The organism is Aliivibrio thorii, assembly GCF_057368585.1.
On sequence record NZ_CM170655.1, the window covers coordinates 1,185,678 to 1,211,301 of the forward strand.

At 36.4% G+C, this 25,624-nt stretch carries 28 protein-coding genes and 1 pseudogene; 23 read left to right on the forward strand and 6 right to left on the reverse strand.

Annotation, left to right across the window (positions count from 1 at the left end):
- Positions 1-16 precede the first annotated feature (16 nt).
- Positions 17-1,141 (reverse strand): ISAs1 family transposase, encoded by a 1,125-nt coding sequence (locus tag AC2IP4_RS19470; RefSeq protein ID WP_188864016.1) that lies wholly within the window; start codon positions 1,139-1,141, stop codon positions 17-19.
- A 250-nt stretch (positions 1,142-1,391) separates the two neighbouring features.
- On the opposite strand from AC2IP4_RS19470, the gene AC2IP4_RS19475 reads away from it, so the two are divergent.
- The 6 genes from AC2IP4_RS19475 (at position 1,392) to AC2IP4_RS19500 (ending at position 6,479) form a co-directional block, all read left to right on the forward strand.
- Positions 1,392-2,516 (forward strand): ISAs1 family transposase, encoded by a 1,125-nt coding sequence (locus AC2IP4_RS19475; RefSeq protein WP_486310912.1) that lies wholly within the window; start codon positions 1,392-1,394, stop codon positions 2,514-2,516.
- 493 nt (positions 2,517-3,009) lie between these two features.
- Entirely contained in the window at positions 3,010-3,519 is a 510-nt protein-coding gene (locus tag AC2IP4_RS19480; protein WP_375320820.1) for a superoxide dismutase family protein, read from the forward strand.
- A 164-nt stretch (positions 3,520-3,683) separates the two neighbouring features.
- Complete coding sequence (locus AC2IP4_RS19485) at positions 3,684-4,127, forward strand: GNAT family N-acetyltransferase (RefSeq protein ID WP_486310913.1); 444 nt, start codon at positions 3,684-3,686, stop codon at positions 4,125-4,127.
- Positions 4,128-4,539: 412 nt separating this feature from the next.
- A complete protein-coding gene (locus AC2IP4_RS19490; protein ID WP_141677298.1) occupies positions 4,540-4,677 on the forward strand; it encodes a YHYH domain-containing protein in 138 nt (45 codons plus the stop codon).
- A gap of 53 nt (positions 4,678-4,730) precedes the next feature.
- A complete protein-coding gene (locus tag AC2IP4_RS19495) occupies positions 4,731-5,237 on the forward strand; it encodes a DUF4156 domain-containing protein (protein ID WP_486310914.1) in 507 nt (168 codons plus the stop codon).
- A gap of 543 nt (positions 5,238-5,780) precedes the next feature.
- Entirely contained in the window at positions 5,781-6,479 is a 699-nt protein-coding gene (locus AC2IP4_RS19500) for a hypothetical protein (protein WP_486310915.1), read from the forward strand.
- A 149-nt stretch (positions 6,480-6,628) separates the two neighbouring features.
- Here AC2IP4_RS19500 and AC2IP4_RS19505 read toward each other — a convergent pair whose 3' ends face one another.
- Together AC2IP4_RS19505 and AC2IP4_RS19510 are read right to left on the reverse strand one after the other, a co-directional pair.
- Positions 6,629-7,474: an IS3 family transposase gene (locus AC2IP4_RS19505; RefSeq protein WP_054776360.1), complete on the reverse strand. Its 846-nt coding sequence runs from the start codon at positions 7,472-7,474 to the stop codon at positions 6,629-6,631.
- Between the two features lie 11 nt (positions 7,475-7,485).
- The gene (locus tag AC2IP4_RS19510) at positions 7,486-7,794 is read right to left on the reverse strand and encodes a transposase (protein WP_023604646.1); all 309 of its coding nucleotides are present in this window, start codon (positions 7,792-7,794) and stop codon (positions 7,486-7,488) included.
- An 82-nt stretch (positions 7,795-7,876) separates the two neighbouring features.
- Here AC2IP4_RS19510 and AC2IP4_RS19515 point away from each other — a divergent pair, with 82 nt between their 5' ends.
- From AC2IP4_RS19515 to AC2IP4_RS19585, 15 genes and pseudogenes are all read left to right on the forward strand, one after another.
- The gene (locus AC2IP4_RS19515; RefSeq protein WP_486310916.1) at positions 7,877-8,569 is read left to right on the forward strand and encodes a hypothetical protein; all 693 of its coding nucleotides are present in this window, start codon (positions 7,877-7,879) and stop codon (positions 8,567-8,569) included.
- Between the two features lie 257 nt (positions 8,570-8,826).
- A complete protein-coding gene (locus tag AC2IP4_RS19520; protein WP_486310917.1) occupies positions 8,827-9,573 on the forward strand; it encodes a DUF2971 domain-containing protein in 747 nt (248 codons plus the stop codon).
- A gap of 138 nt (positions 9,574-9,711) precedes the next feature.
- The gene (locus tag AC2IP4_RS19525; protein ID WP_486307475.1) at positions 9,712-10,230 is read left to right on the forward strand and encodes a GNAT family N-acetyltransferase; all 519 of its coding nucleotides are present in this window, start codon (positions 9,712-9,714) and stop codon (positions 10,228-10,230) included.
- Positions 10,231-10,361: 131 nt separating this feature from the next.
- Positions 10,362-10,898 carry a nucleotidyltransferase family protein gene (locus AC2IP4_RS19530; protein ID WP_155695116.1) on the forward strand — a complete coding sequence of 179 codons (537 nt, stop codon included), beginning with the start codon at positions 10,362-10,364 and terminating at the stop codon, positions 10,896-10,898.
- Between the two features lie 133 nt (positions 10,899-11,031).
- Entirely contained in the window at positions 11,032-11,436 is a 405-nt protein-coding gene (locus AC2IP4_RS19535) for a GFA family protein (RefSeq protein ID WP_072055701.1), read from the forward strand.
- A gap of 230 nt (positions 11,437-11,666) precedes the next feature.
- Positions 11,667-12,812 (forward strand): annotated as a pseudogene (locus AC2IP4_RS19540) (IS91 family transposase).
- Between the two features lie 914 nt (positions 12,813-13,726).
- A complete protein-coding gene (locus AC2IP4_RS19545; protein ID WP_486310918.1) occupies positions 13,727-14,203 on the forward strand; it encodes an HAD family hydrolase in 477 nt (158 codons plus the stop codon).
- A 140-nt stretch (positions 14,204-14,343) separates the two neighbouring features.
- A complete protein-coding gene (gene catB, locus AC2IP4_RS19550; protein WP_486310919.1) occupies positions 14,344-14,976 on the forward strand; it encodes a type B chloramphenicol O-acetyltransferase in 633 nt (210 codons plus the stop codon).
- A 199-nt stretch (positions 14,977-15,175) separates the two neighbouring features.
- The gene (locus AC2IP4_RS19555) at positions 15,176-15,427 is read left to right on the forward strand and encodes a type II toxin-antitoxin system Phd/YefM family antitoxin (protein WP_045103946.1); all 252 of its coding nucleotides are present in this window, start codon (positions 15,176-15,178) and stop codon (positions 15,425-15,427) included.
- Positions 15,417-15,704, forward strand: coding sequence for a type II toxin-antitoxin system RelE family toxin (locus AC2IP4_RS19560; protein WP_017020028.1), 288 nt, complete (start codon positions 15,417-15,419; stop codon positions 15,702-15,704). The genes AC2IP4_RS19555 and AC2IP4_RS19560 overlap by 11 nt, the downstream gene beginning before the upstream one ends.
- A 238-nt stretch (positions 15,705-15,942) precedes the next feature.
- Complete coding sequence (locus AC2IP4_RS19565) at positions 15,943-16,212, forward strand: type II toxin-antitoxin system TacA family antitoxin (RefSeq protein ID WP_486310920.1); 270 nt, start codon at positions 15,943-15,945, stop codon at positions 16,210-16,212.
- Positions 16,209-16,739: a GNAT family N-acetyltransferase gene (locus AC2IP4_RS19570; RefSeq protein WP_072055702.1), complete on the forward strand. Its 531-nt coding sequence runs from the start codon at positions 16,209-16,211 to the stop codon at positions 16,737-16,739. Before AC2IP4_RS19565 ends, AC2IP4_RS19570 begins: the two co-directional genes overlap by 4 nt.
- A 225-nt stretch (positions 16,740-16,964) precedes the next feature.
- Entirely contained in the window at positions 16,965-18,110 is a 1,146-nt protein-coding gene (locus AC2IP4_RS19575; RefSeq protein ID WP_486307435.1) for an IS91 family transposase, read from the forward strand.
- Positions 18,111-18,578: 468 nt separating this feature from the next.
- Complete coding sequence (locus AC2IP4_RS19580; RefSeq protein ID WP_375319889.1) at positions 18,579-19,703, forward strand: ISAs1 family transposase; 1,125 nt, start codon at positions 18,579-18,581, stop codon at positions 19,701-19,703.
- 1,327 nt (positions 19,704-21,030) lie between these two features.
- Positions 21,031-21,255, forward strand: a complete 225-nt coding sequence (locus AC2IP4_RS19585) for a hypothetical protein (protein WP_233651720.1) — start codon at positions 21,031-21,033, stop codon at positions 21,253-21,255.
- Positions 21,256-21,420: 165 nt separating this feature from the next.
- Here AC2IP4_RS19585 and AC2IP4_RS19590 read toward each other — a convergent pair whose 3' ends face one another.
- The 3 genes from AC2IP4_RS19590 to AC2IP4_RS19600 all read right to left on the reverse strand — a co-directional run bounded on the left by AC2IP4_RS19590 (position 21,421) and on the right by AC2IP4_RS19600 (position 23,907).
- Positions 21,421-21,711 carry a hypothetical protein gene (locus tag AC2IP4_RS19590; RefSeq protein WP_375320598.1) on the reverse strand — a complete coding sequence of 97 codons (291 nt, stop codon included), beginning with the start codon at positions 21,709-21,711 and terminating at the stop codon, positions 21,421-21,423.
- 268 nt (positions 21,712-21,979) lie between these two features.
- Positions 21,980-22,612, reverse strand: coding sequence for an HNH endonuclease (locus AC2IP4_RS19595; RefSeq protein ID WP_486310921.1), 633 nt, complete (start codon positions 22,610-22,612; stop codon positions 21,980-21,982).
- Positions 22,613-22,680: 68 nt separating this feature from the next.
- Positions 22,681-23,907 carry an AAA family ATPase gene (locus tag AC2IP4_RS19600; RefSeq protein ID WP_486310922.1) on the reverse strand — a complete coding sequence of 409 codons (1,227 nt, stop codon included), beginning with the start codon at positions 23,905-23,907 and terminating at the stop codon, positions 22,681-22,683.
- Between the two features lie 308 nt (positions 23,908-24,215).
- Here AC2IP4_RS19600 and AC2IP4_RS19605 point away from each other — a divergent pair, with 308 nt between their 5' ends.
- Complete coding sequence (locus AC2IP4_RS19605; RefSeq protein WP_155643810.1) at positions 24,216-24,389, forward strand: hypothetical protein; 174 nt, start codon at positions 24,216-24,218, stop codon at positions 24,387-24,389.
- Between the two features lie 35 nt (positions 24,390-24,424).
- On the forward strand, positions 24,425-24,691 hold the full coding sequence (locus AC2IP4_RS19610; protein ID WP_486307514.1) for a hypothetical protein: 267 nt from the start codon (positions 24,425-24,427) through the stop codon (positions 24,689-24,691).
- Positions 24,692-25,624 lie beyond the last annotated feature (933 nt).

Sequence of the window (25,624 nt, forward strand, 5' to 3'; positions counted from 1 at the left end):
AAATGTTAAATTACAGCTAAGTGCCAAATAATACCATCTCTCTAAAGTCTGTATTAAGTGCACATTTCAACTGCCGTTTCTTTAACGTTCCTTTTAAATCCACCAATTTTATGAAGTTCATACACATCTGGCGGATCCTAGATAAATTCTCTGCAGCATGCTGATACATTATCTTACTGTCGTCTTCTTTCATTACGCTATCCAACCACCAATGCATACTTTCTACACCCCAATGGCCTCGGCATAATTTACCAAACTCTTCTGCTGATAATTTCTTAGATGATATGAAATATCTAATACCTAAAGACCCTGAGTTACTTTTGTTATGTTTATTATAAGTCACTGCTATACATAAACTTTCTAGACCGTCCCAATCAACAGAGAAGTCTCCAAATGCTTCTGTAAATGGCACAACATAATAAGACCTAACCATTTTTCTTCCGCGCTTACCGACTTCTTCCGTTTCAAATTTATCACACTCTAAATGAACAAGTTGAGCAAAAGAAAATTTATTTAAAAACATATTACGTAAACGTTCTTGGTTACCTTTCACTGCTAATAAGTAATCACCTTTTCTATTAACAATATCTGCTGCAATTGTTCTCTGACAGCCCATTGCATCAAGACTAATAATTCTGTTTTTAACTTTAATTAGCTTTAGTATTTCAGGAATTGTCGTTATTTCATTGCTTTTGGAATCTGTTTTTAATTGGCCTAAAACCAAGCCTGTATCAACAGAATAAGCATTTACCATATGAGTTAAGCATTTGTTTTTACTATAGTCATATGTTCCTCTTAATGATTTCCCATCAATCGCTACATGAGTCGTATCTAATGATTTTTCATGCTGAATATCATTGCACCACCGTGTAAAACAAATTGAAAATTCATCGGGGTCAACCAAACTAACTATTCGAGCAATGGTATCGTGACTCGGTACTCCATGAGAGTAATCGCTAAATTTTCTAAACCACGTTAAATTCTCTTCACCAAAGGTATCTATCTCGTCCCAGGTCTTCATTCCACACAACATTGCGGTAACCACTTGGAACATGACTTCAAAGAAATTATACGTCGATTTTCTCGACTGACGTGTATCGCTTAATATGTTAAAATGGTCTTTAAACTCGTCGTAATTCATTATTTTGTCTTCTTCTGTTTTGTTAACAGTATAAGATCATTTCTAAACTTCGAATTCAAGCTATTTTAAAAAATTATATCCCGAAATATTAGAAATCACTGCGTAAATAACATGCGCGGACCCTGCAGGGTTCCCGCATGTTATTTACGCGGATTTTCTTAATTTTTCGGGATAAAAATTTAAAAATAAGTTGAATTTGGCGATCTGACGTGATCTTATACTGTTTAGATAACTAAATGAGATTCAAAAGATGAATTACGACGAATTCAAAGACCATTTTAACATATTAAGTGATAGCCGTCAGAAACGAAAAATCACTTACGATTTCTTCGAAGTTTTGTTCCAAGTGGTGACAGCCATGTTGTGTGGAATGAAAACCTGGGATGAGATAGAAGCCTTTGGAGAAGAGAACTTAGAATGGCTTAAAAAGTTCAGTCCATATTTATCAGGCATTCCAAGTCAAGATACAACGGCTCGCATTGTTGGATTGGTTGACCCAGATGAATTTTCTCTTTGTTTTACTCGATGGTGTAACGACATTCAAAATGAAAAGTCGTTAGAAACCAATCATATAGCTATTGATGGGAAGTCTTTAAAAGGCACGTATGATTATAGTAAGAAGAAATGCCTAACACATATGGTTAATGCTTATTCTGTTGATACTGGTCTGGTTTTAAGTCAACTAAAAACGAGCTCGAAATCGAATGAAATAAAGACTATCCCTGAGTTGCTTAAATTAATCAGAGTTAAAGGTCGAGTAATTAGTGTTGATGCAATGGGTTGCCAGAGAGCAATTGCAGAGCTAATAGTTGAACGTAAAGGGGACTATTTAATGTCAGTAAAAGACAATCAACCAAGTCTCCATAAGGTTTTTACTGAACACTTTTCGTTAGGGCAATTATGCGATTATGCGAGTGATTCTTTTGAGGAAGAAGAAATTTGTCTACGGGGTCGTAAGACCTTAAGAAGTTATATTGTTGTTCCATTTACGGATAAATATGGAGATTTTGCCTCTAAATGGAAAGGCTTAAAAAGTTTATGTATAGCAACGACTTATCAACAGAAAAACGGAGAGCCTTCGAGAAGTTTAGGCGTTAGATACTTCATTTCTTCTAAGGAAATGAAAGCAGAAGAATTTGGCCAATTATGCCGAGGCCATTGGGGCGTAGAAAGTATGCACTGGTGGTTGGACACTGTAATGAATGAAGATAACAGCCGGATCATCTACAAGCATGCATCAGAAAACCTATCTCGAATTCGTCAAATGTGTATGAATTTTATTAAGCTTGTAGAGATGAAAGGGACATTGAAACGAAGACAATTGAAATGCGCGTTAAATACTGAGTTTCGAGAGAGAGTTTTGTTTGGTACTTAAGGGTTTTTAACAATTTTGTAACTCACGAGGGAACCCTGACTGAAGGCGAAGATGCAACGTTTGCAGTACCATTTAATGCTCAGGGAAACGATGAGGACTGGATTATGAGGTTTCCTAAATCAGTCACATCAACCTCGAAGCATAATTTGCGATCACTTAAACTTTGGGTTCATATATCTCAAGGGCAGACATTTACTGTGAAGCCGGAGAAAGGGTTAATTGAAAAGTTAGCATCATCACAAAAAAGCTAACAATCGCATCAACACGATTTGCTACATTCGGCATTCTAGATTTCTTTAGGTTCACTGTGTTAAGTGGTAAATTTAAGTTTAATCTGCATGGTAGCAAACGTGTTATGCAGGCGTTATATTATTTTTTGATGGTAATCTCACTATCGAAAAAAGCGATTGATAAATGGAGTTTTAATCGTTATTTGAAATGGATTTATCGTGTTATAAAGTAATGGAAATTTAATATTAAGGATAATTTCATGATGAATAAACTTTTATTTTCTACTTTATTTTTAGCATCAATGGCAGTTAACGCATCTAATATTTCAGTTGATATGAAGGATTTAGATTCAGGTAAAATGATAGGCTCTATATTAATAGAACAAAATGAGTATGGTGTTGTTTTTACACCTAATTTATCAGGATTACCAAGTGGTTTGCATGGTTTTCATATTCACGAAAATAACTCATGTGATACATCTGAAAAAAATGGCAAAACGATTTTAGGTGGAGCCGCCGGTGGACATTATGATCCGATGAAGACTGGCCAGCATGGTTTCCCATGGTCTAACGATAATCACTTAGGTGACTTACCACCGTTGTATATTAATATGGATGGGAATGCAGTTCAGCCTGTATTAGCTCCTCGAGTTACACTTCCAAACCTATCTGGTCGCTCTTTAATGATCCATGCAGGTGGCGACAATCATTCTGATCATCCTAAAGCATTAGGGGGCGGAGGCGCTCGTTTAGTTTGTGGTGTAATCAAATAATATAACAAATGCATCAACACGATTTACTACACTCGGCATCTCAGGTTGTCGGGTGTTTCTCGTTTTAAGGCGTCAATTTCAAGTATGATTGTATAGTAGTAAACGTGTTATGCAGGCGTTATAAGCACCGATTTATTAAGGTTATTTGAGCCAGAGGTAAAGGTTTGAAATTTTCTACGCGTTCAGCGAAAGATAGTGATTTTGAGTTCTTATTTGAACTTAAAAAGGCGGCTGAATTTGAGCCCATTAAGGCCGTGTTTGGTTGGGACGATAAAATCCAACGTGAAATGCATCAAGATGAATGGGATGAGGAAAAACCAACCATCATTGAAATGTCAGGTGAAGCCGTAGGTAGCTATTTACTTCAAAACAAAGGCGACCATTTCTATTTTTGCCGTTTCTTTTTATTACCAAGTTTTCACGGGAAAGGAATAGGAAGTCAGGTTTTAAGCCAATGTTTAGAGTTTGCTGATAGCGAAAATAAACCAGTGAAGTTGTGTTATTTGCAAGGCAATCGAGTAGGCGGTTTATATCGTAAATTTGGTTTCCAAGTCATATCAGAAGATGCTCAATTTGTTCATATGAACCGTGTGAGAGTGTGCTTATAACAAATGCATCAACACGATTTGCTACATTCGGCATTCTAGGTTTCTTTGGTTTTACCGTGTTAAGTGGTAAATTTGGGCTTAATCTGCATGGTAGCAAACGTGTTATGCAGGCGTTGTGCGTACTTAATCTTAAAGATTTGTACAGGCCATCATTGAAATCAAGGGCTTGTAGTTCTAGTTTAATTAGCATTTTTATTTTAATTCTTGCGAATTTGATTATTTTGTTTGACGAATATTATCTTATTTTATGAGGTGTAAATTTGATGCGAAACTAATTTCATTAATATCTTTAATTATTATGAAATATAGATGCTAGTCAAAAAAACAATGATCTACATCATGTTTTTTTCTCATAGAAAACTACATACTCCGCCGCCATTAATAATGATGGTTGTATATTTAGGAATATAAAATGAAAAAATTAGTATTGATAATGCTAGTTTGTTTTGGCCTACCTTCAGGAGCGATAGCTCATTCAGGCGGTACTGATTCAAATGGTTGCCACACAAACCATAAAACAGGCGAGTATCATTGTCATAATCGTAAATAGAAATTAGGCATGTGGTAAGCACATAACAAACATATCAATACGATTTACTACGCTTGGCTATTTCAGTTTCATACGGCAATTTAAGTCTGGTAGTAAATTATAAAATTAAGCTTAACAATAAAAAATCAATAGGATTAAATGTGATTAATAAAATTCAGGGTGTGGTACTTAGTCTAGTTTTGTTACTTTCTGGATGTACTATAGTTGATAGCTCATCAATTGTTATTGGTAACACTCGCCAACAAACAAATATTGATGATATTCGTTTATATCGAACAGCTCCTACAAGTTATGAAGAAATCGCAATGATTTCCGCTAGTTCTGGACATGATTTTAAGAGTGATGGTGCGCTAGTTAATGAGGCTATGGAGCAATTGAAAAAAGAAGCCGCTAAAGTTGGGGCTAATGCTGTTCTTTTGACTGAAATCAGAGAGCGTAGTGGTACTGTTACTATGTATAGAAACATTAGTTCAAATGCTGATTCGAACAACTTCGGTGTTGCTACTTCTGGAGACCGTTATACTCGTGTGAAAGGGATCGCTATTTTTGTAAAAAAATAGGGCTTTGTTTAAGTTAACAAATGATTTACTAATTTATTTGTTCATTCTTTGAACATTCAGCTTTCGCTGTATTTAGTAATTATGATCTCCATCGGAGTCATTCCATTTTATAAAGCGAATGACTCTCTTTTCCTCATTATGCTTCATATTTATTTTTGACCACTGCATTTTAAATTCCTATTGTGGTTAGAATATTTGGTTTATTTATCAGTACTAAATCAGCTGAAACCAAGTTGTTCAAATGGCGTTGAAAATGTATTTATTTTTCATTCACTTTATCTCGCAATTTAAGAACATTTTGTTCGCTTAATTGGTATCGGTAAATTAGAATCAGGACATTAAAAAATCTTGGCAGGGCAGTTCTTTACCAAGCTAGCCAAGCCGAAAGTAAGCACGCACAACAATCGCATCAACACGATTTATTACATTCGGCGTTCTGGGTTTGTCTTTAGTTTTGTGATTAAGGCGGTTAATTCAGGTTGGTTTGCATAGTAATAAACGTGTTATGCAGGCGTTATACGCTAATTTGGTGAGGAAGTATCAGTGCTAAAGACAATTTATGATGAAATGTGGGATTCTTCCTATCCAAAAATAGAAAGTGGTCAATGTGTTATTGATACGCTCATTAGTGATCCCAACGATACTCGAAGAGGTGTTACTGTTTTAACTTATCTACAAAATAATGATAATGAAGTTAGTCGAAAGATAACTGATTTCTTATGTGAATTACAGAAAGTCGAACCTGCTCAATATTATTATCCTGAAGAAGAATTACATCTAACCATTCTCTCTATCATAAGCTGCATATCTGGATTCCAATTGGATGACATCAACGATTTTTCATATGTTGAAATTTTTAAACAATGCATGCAAGGCTCAGAGCCAATAAATATTAAATTTGAGGGGGTAACAACCTCAACATCTTGCGTTTTAATTCAAGGTTTTCCTATTGGGGAAGGTTTGAGTGAGTTACGAAATAAATTTAGAAGTAGATATAAAGAATCTTCATTACACACCACGATAGATAGCAGATATAGACTTAGTACAGCTCATGTAACAGCAGTCAGATTTACGTCTCAATTAATTAATCAGCAGAAAGTGATTGATGTATTAAATCGATACAGACATTTTGATTTTGGTACGATATCTTTTACTGAATTTGAGTTGGTTTTTAATAACTGGTATCAAAACTTATCAGAAACTAAACAATTAGCGAGCAGTTCAATTAAGCAGCGCGTATAACAAATGCATCAACACGATTTACTACACTCGGCAATCTCAGTTTGCCGGGTGTTTATCGTTTTAAGGCGTCAATATTAAGTATAATTGCATAGTAGTAAACGTGTTATGCAGGCGTTATATTTTGGTGTGCCCCTCGAAAAGCGAACACTTTATTTTACAAATTTACTTTCAAATTCAAATGGACTCAAGTTGTTTAATGTTGAGTGACTGCGCTTACGATTATAGAAGATCTCAATATATTCAAATATGCCAGTTTGAACATCGGTAACTGTTTGATAATTCTTTGGGTAAATCAGTTCGACTTTTAGTCGACTGAAAAAGGATTCCATTGCTGCATTATCCCAGCAGTTTCCTGTTCGACTCATACTTTGGACGCAACCATTATCATTTATAAGTTCTTGATAATTGTTAGAACGGTATTGAACTCCTCGATCTGAATGAATGATTAAACCTTGTTTAATCTTTCTTCGACGGAAGGCCATTTTTAATGCATCTGAAATAAGAACCTCAGTCATTGAGTCGTCTAATGACCACCCAATTATTTTCCTTGAAAATAAGTCCATAACAACGGCCAGGTACATAAATTTATCATTAACCCAAATGTACGTAATATCTGTTGTCCAACGTTCGTTGGGGCTTTCAGCGGTAAAGCGCCGGTCTAAAATGTTGCCTACCACATTACGAGTTGATTCAACTCGTCGTCCATAACGGAAGCCTTTTCCGTTATGGGCTCTAATACCTCGATCCTTCATGATCTTTGCTACATAATTAGTTGAACAAGGATATCCTAGCTTTACAAGCTCATTCCTAACTCTTCTAGAGCCGTATTTAGCCTCAAACTCAGCAAAGGTTGATAATATCTTCTTTTCAAAGTCTAGCCTCCTTTTGGAGGCTTTGCTTAATGATTTATTATGCCATGCATAAAAACCAGTTGAAGATGCTTTTAAAACTCGGCAAAGAAAACGAACACTATAGTTACTTCTAAAATCACGAATAAGAGCGTACTTTACTCTTGGTTTTTGGCAAAGTACGCCGCTGCCTTTTTTAAGAACTCATTCTCTTTTTTTAGGTCATTTAGCTCTTTTCTCATCTTACGCATTTCTGAGTTTTCTTTTATTGAATAATCGATACCATCATGAACCGTAAACTGTTTATTTGTCAGAAGGTTAAACTGTCTGCGCCAGTTATAAATTTGATTAGGGTGTAACCCTAATTCCTTCGCGACGGAAGCCGTCGTTCTATCTTTTTGATCTGCGAGTCGAACAGCTTCTTTACGATACTCTTCAGGGTAAGATTTAGTATAATGCTTGCTCATGGTAGCCTCCAGATAGGTATAACCTAAGTATAGAATGTGTTCTAATTCTGTGGGGCACACCAATTTCTCATAGGTTATCTTTATGTGGTTAAGAAAAAATGTAGACCTTATTGCTCTTGTAATTAGCTGCATTGCCCTCGTGCATAGTTATTTTTCAACGCAGCAACAAAATGAGATTGCTAAAAAAACGTATGCGTATGAAGTTAGTAAAACAAACGCAAATATTTCAGGTATGTTGATACCAGTACCTTCCTCATATTTTGAGTTGCAGTCAGTAAGTAAAAATGAAGTGTTTTTTGTTGTTGAATATGAATGGATTATCAATAATAGCGGTGGTCAGGCGGACTACATTAGTTCAATAAATCTTTTAACGGCTAGTTTGGATAATAATGTATTTACACTAAAATGCTCTCAACAGTGTGAATTGACGGCATTTAGAGAGGGGATTGCACTTGATTACCCTTTAGTTGTTAATTCAAATGAGGTTATTAAATTTAGGGTAAGTATCCCTTATCAAATTTCGATATCATCAGATATAGAACTACAAGAGCTTATAGGGAAGAAAATTAATTTACCGAGTTTTGATTCGATTGAGTCTGCTGAAGAACTTGAAATTAATGCAATGATTTTAAAGGATAAAGTTCAATCTCAATCTGGTTATGTTATTCAAATTAATCTACATAAAACAGGTGTTCCTCTTAGATATAGTCTTGGTAAATTTGGTGACGGTTCGTTTATTAATATACCTACGAATTTGGTGGAGAACGAAATATAACAAATGCATCAACACGATTTACTACACTCGGCAATCTCAGTTTGCCGAGTGTTTATCGTTTTAAGGCGTCAATATTAAGTATAATCGCTTAGTAGTAAACGTGTTATGCAGGCGTTAGCCGTCTAGGAGGAAAATTGATAGTACCTAGTTATTTATATAAATATATGAGTGCGAATACAGCAAAGCTAGTTCTTGAGTCTCAGAAGCTTCGCTGGTCATGCCCAAGTTCATTTAACGACATCAATGAGCTTCAAAGAATGCCTGCATTTTCACCTTCAATTGAAGAATGTAAAGCGGATTACTTGAAAACTATTCTGAGTATTGCTTATGGTGAGCAGCACTTATCTAAACAGCTCTCTGTTGATTCTCAGTTTTTGGCATCTATTATACAAATATCGCAAAAGCAGGGGGTCGATAAAGAAACACTTTATGACGAATTAGCAGCAATAGAGCTTAATTTATCAAGCTTAGAAGATAACCTTCGTCGAGAAACAGAAAAGTATAATAATGGCGATTTACGCATTTTTTGTTTATCTGAAGATAATAATAACGAGGTTATGTGGGCACATTATGGTGATAACCATACTGGTTGTATGTTTGAGTTTCGTCATATTGAAGAGTTAGATACTCCTTTTCAGATGGCGAAGAAAGTAACTTATACAGATAGAATCCCTCATCTAGGCTCTGCTCTAGATTTTTTGTTATATAATGAACGAAGTAAATTATTGGAAAAAACTACTGACGCAATTTATTACACCAAAACACAAAAATGGGAATATGAAAAAGAGTGGCGAGTAATAACCAGGCGCTCTAATGAGGGCAAAAGGCATAGTGATTTTAAATTCTATAAAGATGAATTGGTATCAATAACTTTCTCCGCTAGGATCGATGATGGCGAGCAAAATGATTTAGTTAATTTTATTCGGATTAATTATCCAAAATGTAAAATGTATAAAGTTCAATCTATTAGAGGTCAGCTAAAAAGGGTTGAGTTCGACGGCTAACAATTGCATCAACACGATTTGCTACACTCGGCGTTGTCAGTTTGTCTTTAATTTCAGTGATTAAGGCAGTAAAATTCAGCTAAGTCTGTATCGTAGCAAACGTGTTATGCAGGCGTTATGTAACAGGAGCCCAATGGTATGAAAATCGAAACTAAACGTTTGAAAATGGAAGTAATTACAGAAAACGATTGGGCGTTATTTTTACAACTACATTCTAATCCTGAAGTTATTTCACTGTGCTTTGATAAGCCAGATGTTGAGGTTGTCAGAGAGAAATTTGAATCTCGATTAGTTCCATGGAATGTGAATTCCAGTTCATGGTTATGCTTTGTTATTTTTGATAAACAATCAGGAGACTCTGTTGGTATCACGGGTTTCACTGTTGAAAATAATGTTTCTGAAGTCGGTTATCTTTTATTACCTGAATTTTATGGTAATGGCTATGGTTCAGAATCTCTTTCTGGGCTATTGGATTGGGCTGCGTCGGTTCAAGAAATAAATGCTTATAAAGCTGTGGTAACTGAAGGGAATATTGGATCAGAGAAAGTGTTACTTAAATGTGGGTTTCAGCTTGATCGCATTATTCCAGATGCTTATGAAATTGGTGGGGAATTGTTTGCGGATCATGTTTATTCTCGCGATGACAAAGTTACATAACAATCGCATCAACACGATTTGCTACATTCGGCATTCTAGGTTTCTTTTGGTTTGCCGTATTAAGTGGTAAATTTAGGCCTAATCTGCATGGTAGCAAACGTGTTATGCAGGCGTTATAACGCAGGGTGGATATGGATAGAATCATCACATTAATTGAGAAAGATGAATTGAGGGTCAAGGCTCTTGATTGTGTTCGAGGACTCAATTTACCTCATTGTTATTTAGCCGCAGGTTTCGTCCGAAATTTGGTGTGGGATCATTTGCATCAGAAATCAGTATCAACGCCTTTGAATGACGTTGATGTTATTTATTTCGATGAAACTGAATCTAATCCTGAAAACTACAAATTAATCGAATCCCAGCTTTCTGTATTGATGCCAGAATTGAACTGGGAAGTGCGTAATCAAGCAATCATGCACAAAAGAAATGGTGATAAACCGTATTTAAGTATTATCGACGCAATGAGTTATTGGCCAGAAAAAGAAACAGCGGTAGCCATACGAAAATTAGGCAATGGTAAATATGAATGTATTTCTGCTTTTGGCTTTGAATCGTTGTTCAATTTGCAGGTTACACATAATCCTAAGCGTTCTTTAGAAGTCTTCAGTGACCGTGTAACGTCGAAAGGTTGGCTGAGTCATTGGTCTAAATTGAGAACTGCGTTATAACAAATGCATCAACACGATTTGCTACATTCGGCATTGTAGATTTCTTTGGTTTTATCGTATTAAGTGGTAAATTTAGGCTTAATCTGCATAGTAGCAAACGTGTTATGCAGGCGTTATGCGCTTAGGAGGAAAAATGGAAATGTTAACTGGCTCATGTCTATGTGGAAAAATTGGAATTGAAGTCCCAGATGATTTTGATTATATGGGAAATTGTCATTGTTCTGAGTGTCGTAAATTTACTGGCTCAGATTACTCATCAGTTGGTGGAGTTTCATCGTCAAAATTTGCATTTACAAAAGGTGAGGAGTTTGTTTCCATTTACTCCAAAAGTGAGGAAACAGAACTAGCATTTTGTAAGTGTTGCGGTTCAAGCTTATTTTCTAGAAAAATCACCGGCGGTAAACATAATATCCGTTTAGGTATTCTGGACAGCACACCAACGCATAAACCTAACTTTCATATCTTTGTTGCTTCAAAAGCGCCTTGGTTTGATATTAATGATGGTCTTAAGCAATTCGATAAAGGGCCAGTAAAATAGTGGGCAACTGATAGAGCGCGCATAACAAATGCATCAACACGATTTACTACACTCGGCATCTCAGGTTGTCGAGTGTTTCTCGTTTTAAAGCGTCAATTTTTAGTATAATTGCTTGGTAGTAAACGTGTTATGCAGGCGTTAAATCTGCCGAGCAAGCTCGAAGAGTGCGCTGCCTCGTAATTCTCCCTCTTAAACATCTCCTTTCTGGTTAGATTTACTATGTTTACTGTATGAGTAAACATACAGTTCAAACCTTTTTGCAAAAAAGGTTTGAATCATATTCGAAGAACCATCGACTCCCTTTATATCAACTTAAGGGGATCAGTCGGCTTTCATCTTGTCGAACTTCGTCGATGGGAGGTCATGCGCTGTATTGTGATAATGGGCACCTCAATGGCTATTGGTACAATAGCTGTGGGCATCGAAGTTGCCCACAGTGTGGTGCTCTCAAAAGAGAGCAATGGCTTAAAAAAGTAGATTCGTTTATTTTAGATACTTCTCATCATCATTGGGTATTTACTCTTCCGCATGAGTTGCATGAAATATGGAAATATAACAGAGCGTTATGCCAGCAAACACTGTTCGATTCTGTTCGTAAAACTATTCAGATATTAAGCGCGGATGAGCGATTTCTAGGTGCTAAGGTTGGGTGTGTTTTAGTCCTACATACCTGGGCTCGAAATTTAACGTTTCACCCTCATATTCATTGTTTAGTTACCCATGGAGGATTAGGTAATGATGGTTGGGTTGAGCCAAAGAAAAGTATTCTGTTTCCTGCAAGAGTGATGATGAAGCTGTTTCGCGGTAAGTTCATTGCAGCGCTACGCACAGCAATGAATAAAGGAGAGTTAAATTACCCTGAATCACTTTCTAAGTAAAATGTACTTAACCTTTTTAATAAATGGGGCGTTTTTGATTGGGTAGTTCATTGTACCAAACCGTACTCCCATGGTGCTGGAGTCGTTAAATATTTAGCGAGGTATGTTCGTGGCGGAGCCATAAAAAACAGTCAAATTATGCATGTATCAAACAAGGAAGTGCGAGTTAGGTATAAGTCTCATCAAACAAAGAAAACAGAAATGCTTAGGCTAAAGCCTAATCAATTTATTGAGCGTATATTGAGTCATATAGCGATACCGAAAAAACAGCAATATCACTTTGTTGGTTTGTATCATAATCGATGTAGAGAGAGACTGAATACAGCTCGACAGTATCTTGGCCAAGAGCGGATAAAGGACATGAGTCCTTTATTATGGCGAGAATACGCGGAAAGCAAAGGGCAAGTACCATGTTGTGATGAATGTGGAGGCAAGGTTACGGTATTGGCTCGATTCAGAGTGATAAACGGTGAATTTATTTTTTCATCGAAAATGTGATAAGGATTATTCTATTTCGTGTAGAAAGCTTGCTGCTGCAAGCGGTTCCAGTTATCGTGTGCTAGTTGGTTTATATGTTTGAAATGGGATGTTTTTTTAGATTGTGAAAAGTGTGATTTTTCTTGTTTTAGTATATAGAAATTACAAAGACATCGGCGCAGGCTTGCTCGGAAAATTTAACAGCTGCTGCAACCACATCACAATCGGCATATCTAACAATCGAATCAATGCGATGCTGTAACCTTCGGCATTCGCGGTTTAAAGTATATTTAGCGCTATTAATCCGTCGTTTGCACGCATTATTCTAGGCGTTATGTGACCAGAGGAGTAGTTAAGCATGATCAGTTCTAATATTAGTAGCCTTCCAACAGACAATCTTTATAAGTTTCTGGCTTTGTTCGGTTTGTTGTTGACGATAACGGGGTGCTATATGTTTAATTCGTCCTATACAAACTTTAACAGCGAATATATTAGTAGCATCGTTTAGTTAGCTAAGTACGAAAATATCGAAAAACCAACACCTTATGAGTTAATACAGAAGGAGGCTTTGGAGAAAATCATAGAATTACTAAAAGCCAACAAACCTTTCAATTTAAATGTATCAATGTCTGTAATATTCATAGGGTTAATTACAATGTTTTATGGATTTCATCGCTGGCATTACAAACTTCAACCAAAGCTCGATGAACTTTTGGAGCTCCAAGTGATAAAATCAAAATTGGAAGTGCAGCAATTGGAAAAAACGCGGTACTACAGACGGAACCGGAAATAGTCACATAACAAATGCATCAACACGATTTGCTACATTCGGCGTTGTCAGTTTGCCTTTAGTTTCAGTGATTAAGGCGTTAAAATTCAGTTAAGTCTGTATCGTAGCAAACGTGTTATGCAGGCGTTATATGCAAGGAGGCATTATGAGAAAAGCTTATCTGTTCGATTGGGGTGACACTTTAATGGTCGACTTTCCAAATGTTCCAGGAAAAATGTGTGATTGGGAAACCGTTCAAGCCGTAGATGGTGCTTCGGAAATGTTAGCTTCGTTATCCCAGAAAGGACATTTGCTTTATGTGGCAACTGGTGCTGATGATTCCAGTGTTCAGGATATTGAGTTGGCATTTGAACGAGTCGGATTATCTCAATTCATTTCAGGCTATTTCTGTAAATCAAATCTTGGTTTATCAAAAGGCAGTTCTGAATTTTATCAAAGAATAGCGAATAAGTTAGGTGTTGAACCTAGTCAACTTACAATGATTGGTGATTCACTTGAAAAAGATGTTATTTCAGCGTTAGAGGCTGGTTTAAATGCGGTTTGGTTTAACCCCCAAGGTTTGGAAAAAGAAAGTCACTCCAATTTTAGAACGATTTCTCAGCTTCATGAGTTAAGCATATAACAAATGCATCAACACGATTTGCTACACTCGGCGTTGTCAGTTTGCCTTTAGTTTCAGTGATTAAGGCGTTAAAATTCAGCTAAGTCTGTATCGTAGCAAACGTGTTATGCAGGCGTTATAAGCTTAAAAGAGGATTTAGGTTGAACAATTATTTTGAAAGCCCTTTTGTGGGTAAATCACTCAAAGAACAAGTGACTAATCCTAATATCATTGTGGGTGAGCATAGTTACTATTCTGGCTATTATCATAATCATAGCTTTGATGATTGTGCTCGTTATTTATTGGCTGATAGAACGGATATTGATAAATTAATTATTGGTAGTTATTGCTCAATTGGTTCGGGTGCTGTTTTTATGATGGCAGGCAATCAAGGACATCAAAATAATTGGGTCAGTACGTTTCCGTTTTTCTATCAAGAGAATGAAAATTTCTCGGACGCTAAAGATGGTTTTGAACGTTCAGGGAACACGGTAATTGGTAATGATGTTTGGATTGGCACCGAAGCAATGATTATGAGCGGTGTAAAAGTCGGTGATGGTGCAATTATCGCAAGTCGAGCTGTCGTAACTAAAGATGTCGCGCCTTATTCAATTGTGGGCTCTAATCCGGCTAAACATATTCGTTATCGTTTTACTGAAAGTGAAATTGCTCAGTTGTTAGAAATGAAATGGTGGCAATGGAGCGATGACCAAATCAAGGGCGCAATGAGTTTAATGTGTTCGTCAGACATCAGTGGTCTTTATGGTTACTGGCAAAATTTGAGTCGCTTATAACAAATGCATCAACACGATTTGCTACATTCGGCGTTGTCAGTTTGCCTTTAGTTTCAGTGATTAAGGCGTTAAAATTCAGCTAAGTCTGTATCGTAGCAAACGTGTTATGCAGGCGTTATACGGCAAAAAGAAAAAAGTAGCAGTTCACATTAAAAAGGTCTAAAATTAGCACTTAATTTAATACTAATTTGGTGGCGTTATGAGACAAGTTCTAGCTGATTGTTCCGCAAGTATTTCAGAGTTAAAGAAGAATCCTACAGCTCTTTTGAACGAAGCTGATGGCTCTGCTATAGCTATTTTAAATCACAATAAACCAGCGGCTTACTTAGTGCCTGCTGAAACTTACGAATTTCTAATGGACATGTTAGATGATTACGAGCTTTCTCAGCTTGTTGAAAGCCGCAGACTTGATTTATCAGATGCTGTGGAAGTAAATATCGATGACTTATAAATTAAAATTCCTACCAGCAGCACAAAAAGAGTGGAGTAAATTAGCTCCACCGATTAAAAGCCAGTTTAAAAAGAAACTAATTGAGCGTCTTGAAAATCCTCATGTGCCGGCATCAAAGTTACGTGGTTATGATTCTGTCTATAAAATCAAATTACGCACAGCAGGCTATCGTTTAGCTTATGAGGTTATTGATGACGAAATTGTTGTCTATGTTTTAGCTATTGGAAAACGAGATAAAGATGCAGTTTACAAGAAGTTAGCCTCACGCTTTGGGTAGCCGTATAACAAATGCATCAACACGATTTGCTACATTCGGCATTCTAGGTTTCTTTGAGTTTTCCGTTTTCAGTGGTAAATTTGAGCTTGATTTGCATAGTAGCAAACGTGTTATGCAGGCGTTATATTCACAAAGCTTAAAAATTAAATCCGTATTAGCTCCGTACAGTTTGCAGTTTGGTCGTTTAAATCTTATACTCAGGTTAATTACGGAATTACTCCGTACAATTGGAGGTTTTATGGCTACTGCAAGACTTGATATCCGTTTGGATGAAGAAATCAAAGCTAAGGCTGAGAAAGCATCAGCTTTACTTGGTTTAAAAAGCTTAACAGAATATGTTGTTCGCCTAATGGACGAAGATTCAACTCAGGTGATTTCTGATCATGAAAGCATCACTGTTGAAGCAAATGTATTTGACCAATTCATGGCTGCTTGTGACGAGGCTAAGGCTCCGAATAAAGCATTACTTGAAGCTGCTGCATTTACTAAAAATGGTGACTTTAAGTGAGTTATTCCAAGACTTTTAAAGAATTGGATAAATCGCAGCACGATAGAGCGTCATTTGACTGTGGAGAAAAAGAGTTAAACGATTTTATCCAAACTCAAGCTGCGAAACATATGCAAGCAGGTATTAGCCGAACCATGGTTTTACCTGCTTCAGCACCATTACCAAATCAAAAATATCCAATTTGTTCGTTTTATAGTATTGCGCCAAGTTCAATTAGCCGAGATACGTTGCCACAAGCGATGGCTAAAAAATTACCACGCTATCCAATTCCTGTTTTCCTTTTAGCTCAACTGGCAGTTCATAAAGAATTTCATGGAAATGGGCTAGGTAAAGTTAGCTTAATCAAAGCTCTCGAATACCTTTGGGAAATTAACTCTCATATGAGAGCTTATGCCATTGTTGTTGATTGTTTAACTGAACAAGCGGAGTCATTCTACGCAAAATATGGTTTCGAGGTTCTTTGTGAAATCAATGGTCGTGTAAGAATGTTCATTCCGATGAAAACAGTCGGTCAGTTATTCACTTAGACGTAAGAGTGAATATAACAAATGCATCAACACGATTTGCTACACTCGGCGTTGTCAGTTTGTCTTTAGTTTCAGTGATTAAGGCAGTAAAATTCAGCTAAGTCTGTATCGTAGCAAACGTGTTATGTAGGCGTTAAATCTGCCGAGCAAGCTCGAAGAGTGCGCTGCCTCGTAATTCTCCCTCTTAAACATCTCCTTTCTGGTTAGATTTACTATGTTTACTGTATGAGTAAACATACAGTTCAAACCTTTTTGCAAAAAAGGTTTGAATCATATTCGAAGAACCATCGACTCCCTTTATATCAACTTAAGGGGATCAGTCGGCTTTCATCTTGTCGAACTTCGTCGATGGGAGGTCATGCGCTGTATTGTGATAATGGGCACCTCAATGGCTATTGGTACAATAGCTGTGGGCATCGAAGTTGCCCACAGTGTGGTGCTCTCAAAAGAGAGCAATGGCTTAAAAAAGTAGATTCGTTTATTTTAGATACTTCTCATCATCATTGGGTATTTACTCTTCCGCATGAGTTGCATGAAATATGGAAATATAACAGAGCGTTATGCCAGCAAACACTGTTCGATTCTGTTCGTAAAACTATTCAGATATTAAGCGCGGATGAGCGATTTCTAGGTGCTAAGGTTGGGTGTGTTTTAGCCCTACATACCTGGGCTCGAAATTTAACGTTTCACCCTCATATTCATTGTTTAGTTACCCATGGAGGATTAGGTAATGATGGTTGGGTTGAGCCAAAGAAAAGTATTCTGTTTCCTGCAAGAGTGATGATGAAGCTGTTTCGCGGTAAGTTCATTGCAGCGCTACGCGCAGCAATGAATAAAGGAGAGTTAAATTACCCTGAATCACTTTCTAAGCAAAATGTACTTAACCTTTTTAATAAATGGGGCGTTTTTGATTGGGTAGTTCATTGTACCAAACCGTACTCCCATGGTGCTGGAGTCGTTAAATATTTAGCGAGGTATGTTCGTGGCGGAGCCATAAAAAACAGTCAAATTATGCATGTATCAAACAAGGAAGTGCGAGTTAGGTATAAGTCTCATCAAACAAAGAAAACAGAAATGCTTAGGCTAAAGCCTAATCAATTTATTGAGCGTATATTGAGTCATATAGCGATACCGAAAAAACAGCAATATCACTTTGTTGGTTTGTATCATAATCGATGTAGAGAGAGACTGAATACAGCTCGACAGTATCTTGGCCAAGAGCGGATAAAGGACATTAGTCCTTTATTATGGCGAGAATACGCGGAAAGCAAAGGGCAAGTACCATGTTGTGATGAATGTGGAGGCAAGGTTACGGTATTGGCTCGATTCAGAGTGATAAACGGTGAATTTATTTTTTCATCGAAAATGTGATAAGGATTATTCTATTTCGTGTAGAAAGCTTGCTGCTGCAAGCGGTTCCAGTTATCGTGTGCTAGTTGGTTTATATGTTTGAAATGGGATGTTTTTTTAGATTGTGAAAAGTGTGATTTTTCTTGTTTTAGTATATAGAAATTACAAAGACATCGGCGCAGGCTTGCTCGGAAAATTTAACAGCTGCTGCAACCACATCACAATCGGCATATCTAACAATCGAATCAATGCGATGCTGTAACCTTCGGCATTCGCGGTTTAAAGTATATTTAGCGCTATTAATCCGTCGTTTGCACGCATTATTCTAGGCGTTATACGAACTCTGAGAATGCAGTTTTTTGGTCAGGGTTCCCGCATGTTATTTACGCGGATTTTCTTAATTTTTCGGGATAAAAATTTAAAAATAAGTTGAATTTGGCGATCTGACGTGATCTTATACTGTTTAGATAACTAAATGAGATTCAAAAGATGAATTACGACGAATTCAAAGACCATTTTAACATATTAAGTGATAGCCGTCAGAAACGAAAAATCACTTACGATTTCTTCGAAGTTTTGTTCCAAGTGGTGACAGCCATGTTGTGTGGAATGAAAACCTGGGATGAGATAGAAGCCTTTGGAGAAGAGAACTTAGAATGGCTTAAAAAGTTCAGTCCATATTTATCAGGCATTCCAAGTCAAGATACAACGGCTCGCATTGTTGGATTGGTTGACCCAGATGAATTTTCTCTTTGTTTTACTCGATGGTGTAACGACATTCAAAATGAAAAGTCGTTAGAAACCAATCATATAGCTATTGATGGGAAGTCTTTAAAAGGCACGTATGATTATAGTAAGAAGAAATGCCTAACACATATGGTTAATGCTTATTCTGTTGATACTGGTCTGGTTTTAAGTCAACTAAAAACGAGCTCGAAATCGAATGAAATAAAGACTATCCCTGAGTTGCTTAAATTAATCAGAGTTAAAGGTCGAGTAATTAGTGTTGATGCAATGGGTTGCCAGAGAGCAATTGCAGAGCTAATAGTTGAACGTAAAGGGGACTATTTAATGTCAGTAAAAGACAATCAACCAAGTCTCCATAAGGTTTTTACTGAACACTTTTCGTTAGGGCAATTATGCGATTATGCGAGTGATTCTTTTGAGGAAGAAGAAATTTGTCTACGGGGTCGTAAGACCTTAAGAAGTTATATTGTTGTTCCATTTACGGATAAATATGGAGATTTTGCCTCTAAATGGAAAGGCTTAAAAAGTTTATGTATAGCAACGACTTATCAACAGAAAAACGGAGAGCCTTCGGGAAGTTTAGGCGTTAGATACTTCATTTCTTCTAAGGAAATGAAAGCAGAAGAATTTGGCCAATTATGCCGAGGCCATTGGGGCGTAGAAAGTATGCACTGGTGGTTGGACACTGTAATGAATGAAGATAACAGCCGGATCATCTACAAGCATGCATCAGAAAACCTATCTCGAATTCGTCAAATGTGTATGAATTTTATTAAGCTTGTAGAGATGAAAGGGACATTGAAACGAAGACAATTGAAATGCGCGTTAAATACTGAGTTTCGAGAGAGAGTTTTGTTTGGTACTTAAGGGTTTTTAACAATTTTGTAACTCACGAGGGAACCCTGGTTTTTTGGTTCAGTTCAGCGATTGAACCATTGGCTTTTTAGGCGTGAAAGTAGGGTGGTTTATCTTTTTCTTTGTTGCCTTTTGGTGTTCGTTTCATCAGGTTCAGCATTGAACTATTATTGCCCCAAATTCAGGCGTTTCAGAAGCTAATTTACGCTTCAATTGTTCTTTGGTTATGCCTCATTTTAGCCTACATCAGTGTTTTATTCTCAGCATTTTCAATCCCAGTTGTGGTTAGGATATTTGGTTTATAAGCACCAAATTGGCTGAAACCAAGTCGTACAAATAGTGTAAGAAAAAAGGATTGTTTCGTTTCACAGTTATTGCCGTTGATTGGATATTTTGCTCGCTTAATTGAGTCAGTCTAATTAAAATCGTTTAACAGCAAATCTTGGTAAATCAGTTCTTTACCAAGTTTATCGGAGCGAAAGCAAGGCTCGTATAACAAAGCAATCAACACGATGCTATTTACATTCGGCATTCGCGGTTTGGAGTGTAATTGGTTTTGTAAGTCAGTCTTTCGCACGTGTTATTGCGGCGTTACACGAACTAAAGATTGCAGTTTTTTGGCTCAGTTTAGCGATAGAACCATTCGATTTTTAGATGTAAAAGTAGGGTGGTTTTCCTTTTTCTTTGTTGCCTTTCAATATTCGTTTCATCAGGTTCGGCAATTGACCATTATTTCCAAAAGTTCATGGATTTCAGAAACCAATTCACGCTTCAATTGTTTTTTGGTGTTGCCTCATTTTATCCTGCATTCGTGCTTTGCTCGTAGCATTTTCAATCCCAATTGTGGTTAGGATATTTGGTTTATCAGCCCCAAACTTGCTGAAACTAAATCGTTAAAATGGTGCTAGAAAAAGGATTGCTTCGTTTCGCAGTTTTTGTAGTTGAACGGTTCTTTTGTTCGCTAAATTAGCTTTTGTAATTTAGAATTGGTTTTTAAATATTATTGATAAATCAGTTCTTTACCAATTAAAGCGAAGCGTTGACAAAGATCGTGTAACAAAGCAATCAACACGATGCTAATTACACTCGGCGTTTGTGGTTTGGAGTGTAATTGGTTTTGAAAGTCGGTCGTTCGCACGTGTTATTGCGGCGTTATGTCATCGAATGGTCGTTCAAATTTATTCCTTTGTTGAGCATTTAGGTGTATATTCCGCGCGGAAAATTGGTTTAGATATGAATGTCTTTGAGTTTAATATCATTTAGGTATTTTAGCTTCATTCAGTCACTATTTTATAGCTATAACATTTAGTTAGTGGCTATAGACACTTATTGAGGTTTTATGGAAGTTATTATTTTACCGATAGCGATTATTGCTATCTATCTTTTTTTAACAAGCGCTTATGCTAAGCCTGTTGGAAAGTCAGTGAAAGAATCGGTAGAAAAAACCGCATCATCAGGTAAAGAGAAAGTTGGTGGCGGTATCTTTAATGGTATTTCCAAGGTAAGCGAAGCTATCGAGACAGGAAAGCTAAAAGCGCGTGAAAAAAGTGATATAAAAGAGTAAGTAACTCTATCATCGTTAATGACATAACAAATGCATCAACACGATTTGCTACATTCGGCATTCTAGGTTTCTTTTGGTTTACCGTATTAAGTGGTAAATTTAGGCTTGATCTGCATAGTAGCAAACGTGTTATGCAGGCGTTATACGGGTGTTTTACATCGATAGCTAGGCTTCAATCAACCCATCAATATTATAAAATAATAGGGTTCCAAATATAGCTACGATTACGACGTAACCAATTGAAATGGCAATTCCATATGATATTGAGTAGTTTTGCTTCTCTTGGTTTTCTACGACCTTATTTTCATCGAAGGCTTGTACGAAATTAGCGGTAAACTTAGTTGGTAATGGTTGAATGGACAATTTACCAATGCTTAAAGTTGAAACAATTAGGCGTCCAATTTTATATGCAAATGGGTTTCTTAAAATGATAATTAAATGAGCAATAGCGTCCATTCTGCTCTCTTGGTTTTGTGTCGGTTGTAAGTATCATAACCGTATTTAGTTAATGTAACTGTAGGTAATATCTTGGTTCCACACAATTAATTTTATCTGTGCCGTATAACAAAGCAATCAACACGATTTATTACATTCGGCGTTGTAGGTTTGTCTTTGGTTTCGGTGTTTAAGGCGGTAAAATTCAGCTAAGTCGTCGTAGTAATAAACGTGTTATTGCGGCGTTATGCCTAAGTGCGCACTCTTGTTAAAGTAGCACACCTAGTTTTTATAGGTTTGTTCCAACAAATTCATCTTTTAATCTTTGGATAATTACTATTTCGCTAGCAAAAATACTCATCCAGATAGACCAGAATCCTTTTGTTAACGCTAAATCAATAATAGCATCGGCATCAACTTCATTAGCTTGGTACTTTGGTAAATATTTTGCTGCAAGGCGATAAGCATCTTGTCGATCGCTCCATCGTTTGTCTTTCGTGCTAAATTCAGCATGACCAGGTCTTCTATCTAAACCAACGAGATTTATTAATCTCTGAGCTTTATCTTGCTTATCTTGAGTGTTTAATAATGTAATGTTAATGTCAACGTTACCTAAACTATCATAATTAAATATTTCAAATGTATTATGGACTGTTGGGAAATACATGTTTAAAACACTCTTTGTACTTTTAGTTGGGTTGCAGTTTTTACAACCTAAAATAAAATTGCGCCACAAAAATTGTCTTCTTGGATGCGTTTTTTTATCTCTAATATGCTCAACATCTAATGCTGAAGAGTATCCTGGGCGTTCACAATAACTACAGTATCCACCAATAGCTTCAATTAATTCATCTTTAGCATCGCCATATGGATTATGCACATATGAGCTAGGAATATGACGAGATTTAGTTATAGGTCTCATTACATTTTTCCTATCTGGCGTTCTACACGTAATAATGCAACTAAAGTCGGATCATCTTTAAATTCTAATTATATTTCATCAAGCCTAGATTTTAGAGTATTTAAGTGTTCTTCGTTATTAGAGGTATTTAGTTTTACTAATTTGAAATATTCTTCTGAGAGCTTTAAATAAAGATTATATTTCTGGCTTCGCCTAACTTCTTCTACATCCATCTCATCTTCAATAATTTCCTCTAATCCTTTTAAATTAACGTTATCGGAGGTTGCCTCAACTTTGTAGTCATTGAATTTAATTAATTCATGTTTAGTCATCGATTGAATAATAAAAGGTGAGTGTGAAGTGACGATAAATTGGATTTTTGGAAATGCTTTTTTAAGTAAGCTTACGATTTGTTTTTGCCATGTAGGATGAAGATGCATATCAATTTCATCTATTAATACAATGCCCTGAGTCTCTTTTACAGCGTTGATTCCTTTATGCGGGTTAAGTTTTATTGCTCGATAGGCGATATCTCCAGCTAGTCGAATAATACTTTTATAACCACTACTCAGCATATCAAATGATGTCCAAGTGCCATCATTCATTTGACCTAATATATTTTCATGAGCCCAACTAAATTTAATTTGCTTCCAATCAGGTACCATTGTGCTAATTGTATTTACAAACGCATTGTAAAGGGAGTTATCTTTATTAAATTTAAGAACCTCATCTTCTTCCTGAGAAAACCAAGAAATAAATCGCTCTTCTAATGCTCTCGGATCTAAGGCGCTATCATAGCCATCAGTTTTAGTTGTTTTTTTTGTGGCTTGGTTTCTTTGGGCTCTTTCATTGAATAGACGTTCGGTACCATAATAAGCAATTAATGGTAAGTCCGTAATATCTTCTTCAGTAGACATATGGCTACATAGAGCTATAGCTTCGTTGATAAAATCATGAGCTTCTTTATAAGTAGTAGAACCGCCAGAAACTTTATCTGTACTTCTAGACCACTGAAATTCTTTACCGTTTAAAGATATGTCGGTATTAATACAAAATGGAAGCTTGTAGTTGATTTCAGTATTTGTGAGTACTCGTCGTTTTTCAGATACTTTCAAAGGTCTTAATTCAATTTTACTATCATTAGTGACTTTTCTTACTCCGATGAAGTAAGTGCCAATAGTAAAAGATACAGCGTCAAGTATAGAGGTTTTACCTGTAGCGTTATCTCCGATAAGTACATTAAATTGTGAGTCAAAATCAAGGTTTATGCACTCAAAACATTTGAAATTTTTGATTTTTATTGAATTAATTTTCATAACGATACTCAAGATTTATTTATATGTATAATTATGCAGTATCTTGATATCTGAGTCTAGTTTCAGGCATAACAAATGCATCAACACGATTTGCTACACTCGGCGTTGTCAGTTTGCCTTTAGTTTCAGTGATTAAGGCGTTAAAATTCAGCTAGGTCTGTATAGTAGCAAACGTGTTATGCAGGCGTTATGCGATTATTTGGATTGATAGGTACAATCAATAGTTAGTGTATTTAAACCTATTTCTGATAAAATATAAATGTAGTTTACAATTAATCACAGATATTTTTTTAGACAAGGAAAACAATATGATAGGTTGGAAAGTTCTTTATAAATTTAATGAAAATGAAGTTGTATGTGAAATAGTAGGACAAATCGTTTCGGATGGTGCTTTTTTTGCTATTCCTGTCTATCATGATGGCTGCATAAAAATGGCATGGTTTTCTCCTAATGATGAAGTCAAAGTAATTGAACGTAAATAATTTAAGTTTTTATAAGCTTTAAATAGGATATGGAAATGGTAGAAAAAATAACGGAAGTGCAAAATTCAGTACCAAAGAATAAACAAAGTGTGCAACTTGTAATTAAACCTAAAGAACCTGATGGACGTTATGACGGTAAAATATATTTATATGAAGCATATTGGAAGTATGACGGTGGAAAAACATCCCCTATCTTACTAGGGCAGATAAATAATACTGAAATGGGAATGTTGGAAAATAAAACAAAGGATTTAATTATTCAGCTTAGAAATTGGGCTGAAAAACAAGGTTACGCTATTTAAGATAAAACTGGTAATCTAAAGTCGCATAACAAATGCATCAACACGATTTGCTACATTCGGCATTCTAGGTTTCTTTGAGTTTACCGTATTAAGTGGTAAATTTAGGCTTAATTCGCATAGTAGCAAACGTGTTATGCAGGCGTTAAATGCCTAGACTCTATTGACATGTATGTTTGATTTTGATTTAATGCACGCATGCCTATAGAGGCAAGCGGACGACCTTAATACTTGATTATTAATATATAATATTAGTAGTTAGGCAAGTCCATTGATGGATAAAACATCTCATCAATGTATGTAGTGACTATCTTTTACGTAGGTTGCGTCCGTGGAACTAACCCAGCGAAAGCTGGGTTTTTTTGTTTGCCCAGCAAAGCTGGCAAACCCGTCTGCTTGCAAGATAGCAGAGTCACCCCGACTAAGGGGAAGACAATCTGAATGGCAAGGGCGTCACTGGCCAACGGTGGGGTCTGAAGGAAGCCATAGGAAGTTAGATGTACACAACTAACCGTAACCTGTTTCGGCGGGATTGGTGGGTAAGCGTCCAAAATAGCGCGAAGCCCAATACTTAGTCAGACCAATTCTGTGCTTGAGGGTGGCATATCTAACAGGGAGTCAGTGCAATAACTGGGGAAGCCTGGCATCTAAACTTAATTGTCAGTAAGTGGCTTAGATTCAAGAAGAAACTCAAGATCTAATGCCGATGTGAGGTGGCAGATGAACCCGTAGTAGTGAGTAAGGCTAGGCCTGTGAAAGCCAGTGATGGTGTGGAGGACAAAACCAAGCCGACTATCAGTAATATATCTGATAGAGTCAATTTGAGCCAAAAGCACTTATTGATTGCGAAGGGGGGAAGTGATTTATAAATTACCTTAAAGTGACGTAATTTATGATGGGTTCACGAATTACCAAATAAGGTAAAGTCTCTATTTT

Coding starts and splice junctions, on each gene's coding strand:
- AC2IP4_RS19470 (WP_188864016.1), bottom strand. CDS start 1,141: ATGAATTACGACGAGTTTAAAGACCATTTTAACATATTAAGCGATACA.
- AC2IP4_RS19475 (WP_486310912.1), top strand. CDS start 1,392: ATGAATTACGACGAATTCAAAGACCATTTTAACATATTAAGTGATAGC.
- AC2IP4_RS19480 (WP_375320820.1), top strand. CDS start 3,010: ATGAATAAACTTTTATTTTCTACTTTATTTTTAGCATCAATGGCAGTT.
- AC2IP4_RS19490 (WP_141677298.1), top strand. CDS start 4,540: ATGAAAAAATTAGTATTGATAATGCTAGTTTGTTTTGGCCTACCTTCA.
- AC2IP4_RS19510 (WP_023604646.1), bottom strand. CDS start 7,794: ATGAGCAAGCATTATACTAAATCTTACCCTGAAGAGTATCGTAAAGAA.
- AC2IP4_RS19515 (WP_486310916.1), top strand. CDS start 7,877: ATGTGGTTAAGAAAAAATGTAGACCTTATTGCTCTTGTAATTAGCTGC.
- AC2IP4_RS19520 (WP_486310917.1), top strand. CDS start 8,827: ATGCCTGCATTTTCACCTTCAATTGAAGAATGTAAAGCGGATTACTTG.
- AC2IP4_RS19525 (WP_486307475.1), top strand. CDS start 9,712: ATGAAAATCGAAACTAAACGTTTGAAAATGGAAGTAATTACAGAAAAC.
- AC2IP4_RS19530 (WP_155695116.1), top strand. CDS start 10,362: ATGGATAGAATCATCACATTAATTGAGAAAGATGAATTGAGGGTCAAG.
- AC2IP4_RS19535 (WP_072055701.1), top strand. CDS start 11,032: ATGGAAATGTTAACTGGCTCATGTCTATGTGGAAAAATTGGAATTGAA.
- AC2IP4_RS19545 (WP_486310918.1), top strand. CDS start 13,727: ATGAGAAAAGCTTATCTGTTCGATTGGGGTGACACTTTAATGGTCGAC.
- AC2IP4_RS19555 (WP_045103946.1), top strand. CDS start 15,176: ATGAGACAAGTTCTAGCTGATTGTTCCGCAAGTATTTCAGAGTTAAAG.
- AC2IP4_RS19560 (WP_017020028.1), top strand. CDS start 15,417: ATGACTTATAAATTAAAATTCCTACCAGCAGCACAAAAAGAGTGGAGT.
- AC2IP4_RS19565 (WP_486310920.1), top strand. CDS start 15,943: ATGGCTACTGCAAGACTTGATATCCGTTTGGATGAAGAAATCAAAGCT.
- AC2IP4_RS19575 (WP_486307435.1), top strand. CDS start 16,965: ATGAGTAAACATACAGTTCAAACCTTTTTGCAAAAAAGGTTTGAATCA.
- AC2IP4_RS19580 (WP_375319889.1), top strand. CDS start 18,579: ATGAATTACGACGAATTCAAAGACCATTTTAACATATTAAGTGATAGC.
- AC2IP4_RS19585 (WP_233651720.1), top strand. CDS start 21,031: ATGGAAGTTATTATTTTACCGATAGCGATTATTGCTATCTATCTTTTT.
- AC2IP4_RS19590 (WP_375320598.1), bottom strand. CDS start 21,711: ATGGACGCTATTGCTCATTTAATTATCATTTTAAGAAACCCATTTGCA.
- AC2IP4_RS19595 (WP_486310921.1), bottom strand. CDS start 22,612: ATGAGACCTATAACTAAATCTCGTCATATTCCTAGCTCATATGTGCAT.
- AC2IP4_RS19600 (WP_486310922.1), bottom strand. CDS start 23,907: ATGAAAATTAATTCAATAAAAATCAAAAATTTCAAATGTTTTGAGTGC.
- AC2IP4_RS19605 (WP_155643810.1), top strand. CDS start 24,216: ATGATAGGTTGGAAAGTTCTTTATAAATTTAATGAAAATGAAGTTGTA.
- AC2IP4_RS19610 (WP_486307514.1), top strand. CDS start 24,425: ATGGTAGAAAAAATAACGGAAGTGCAAAATTCAGTACCAAAGAATAAA.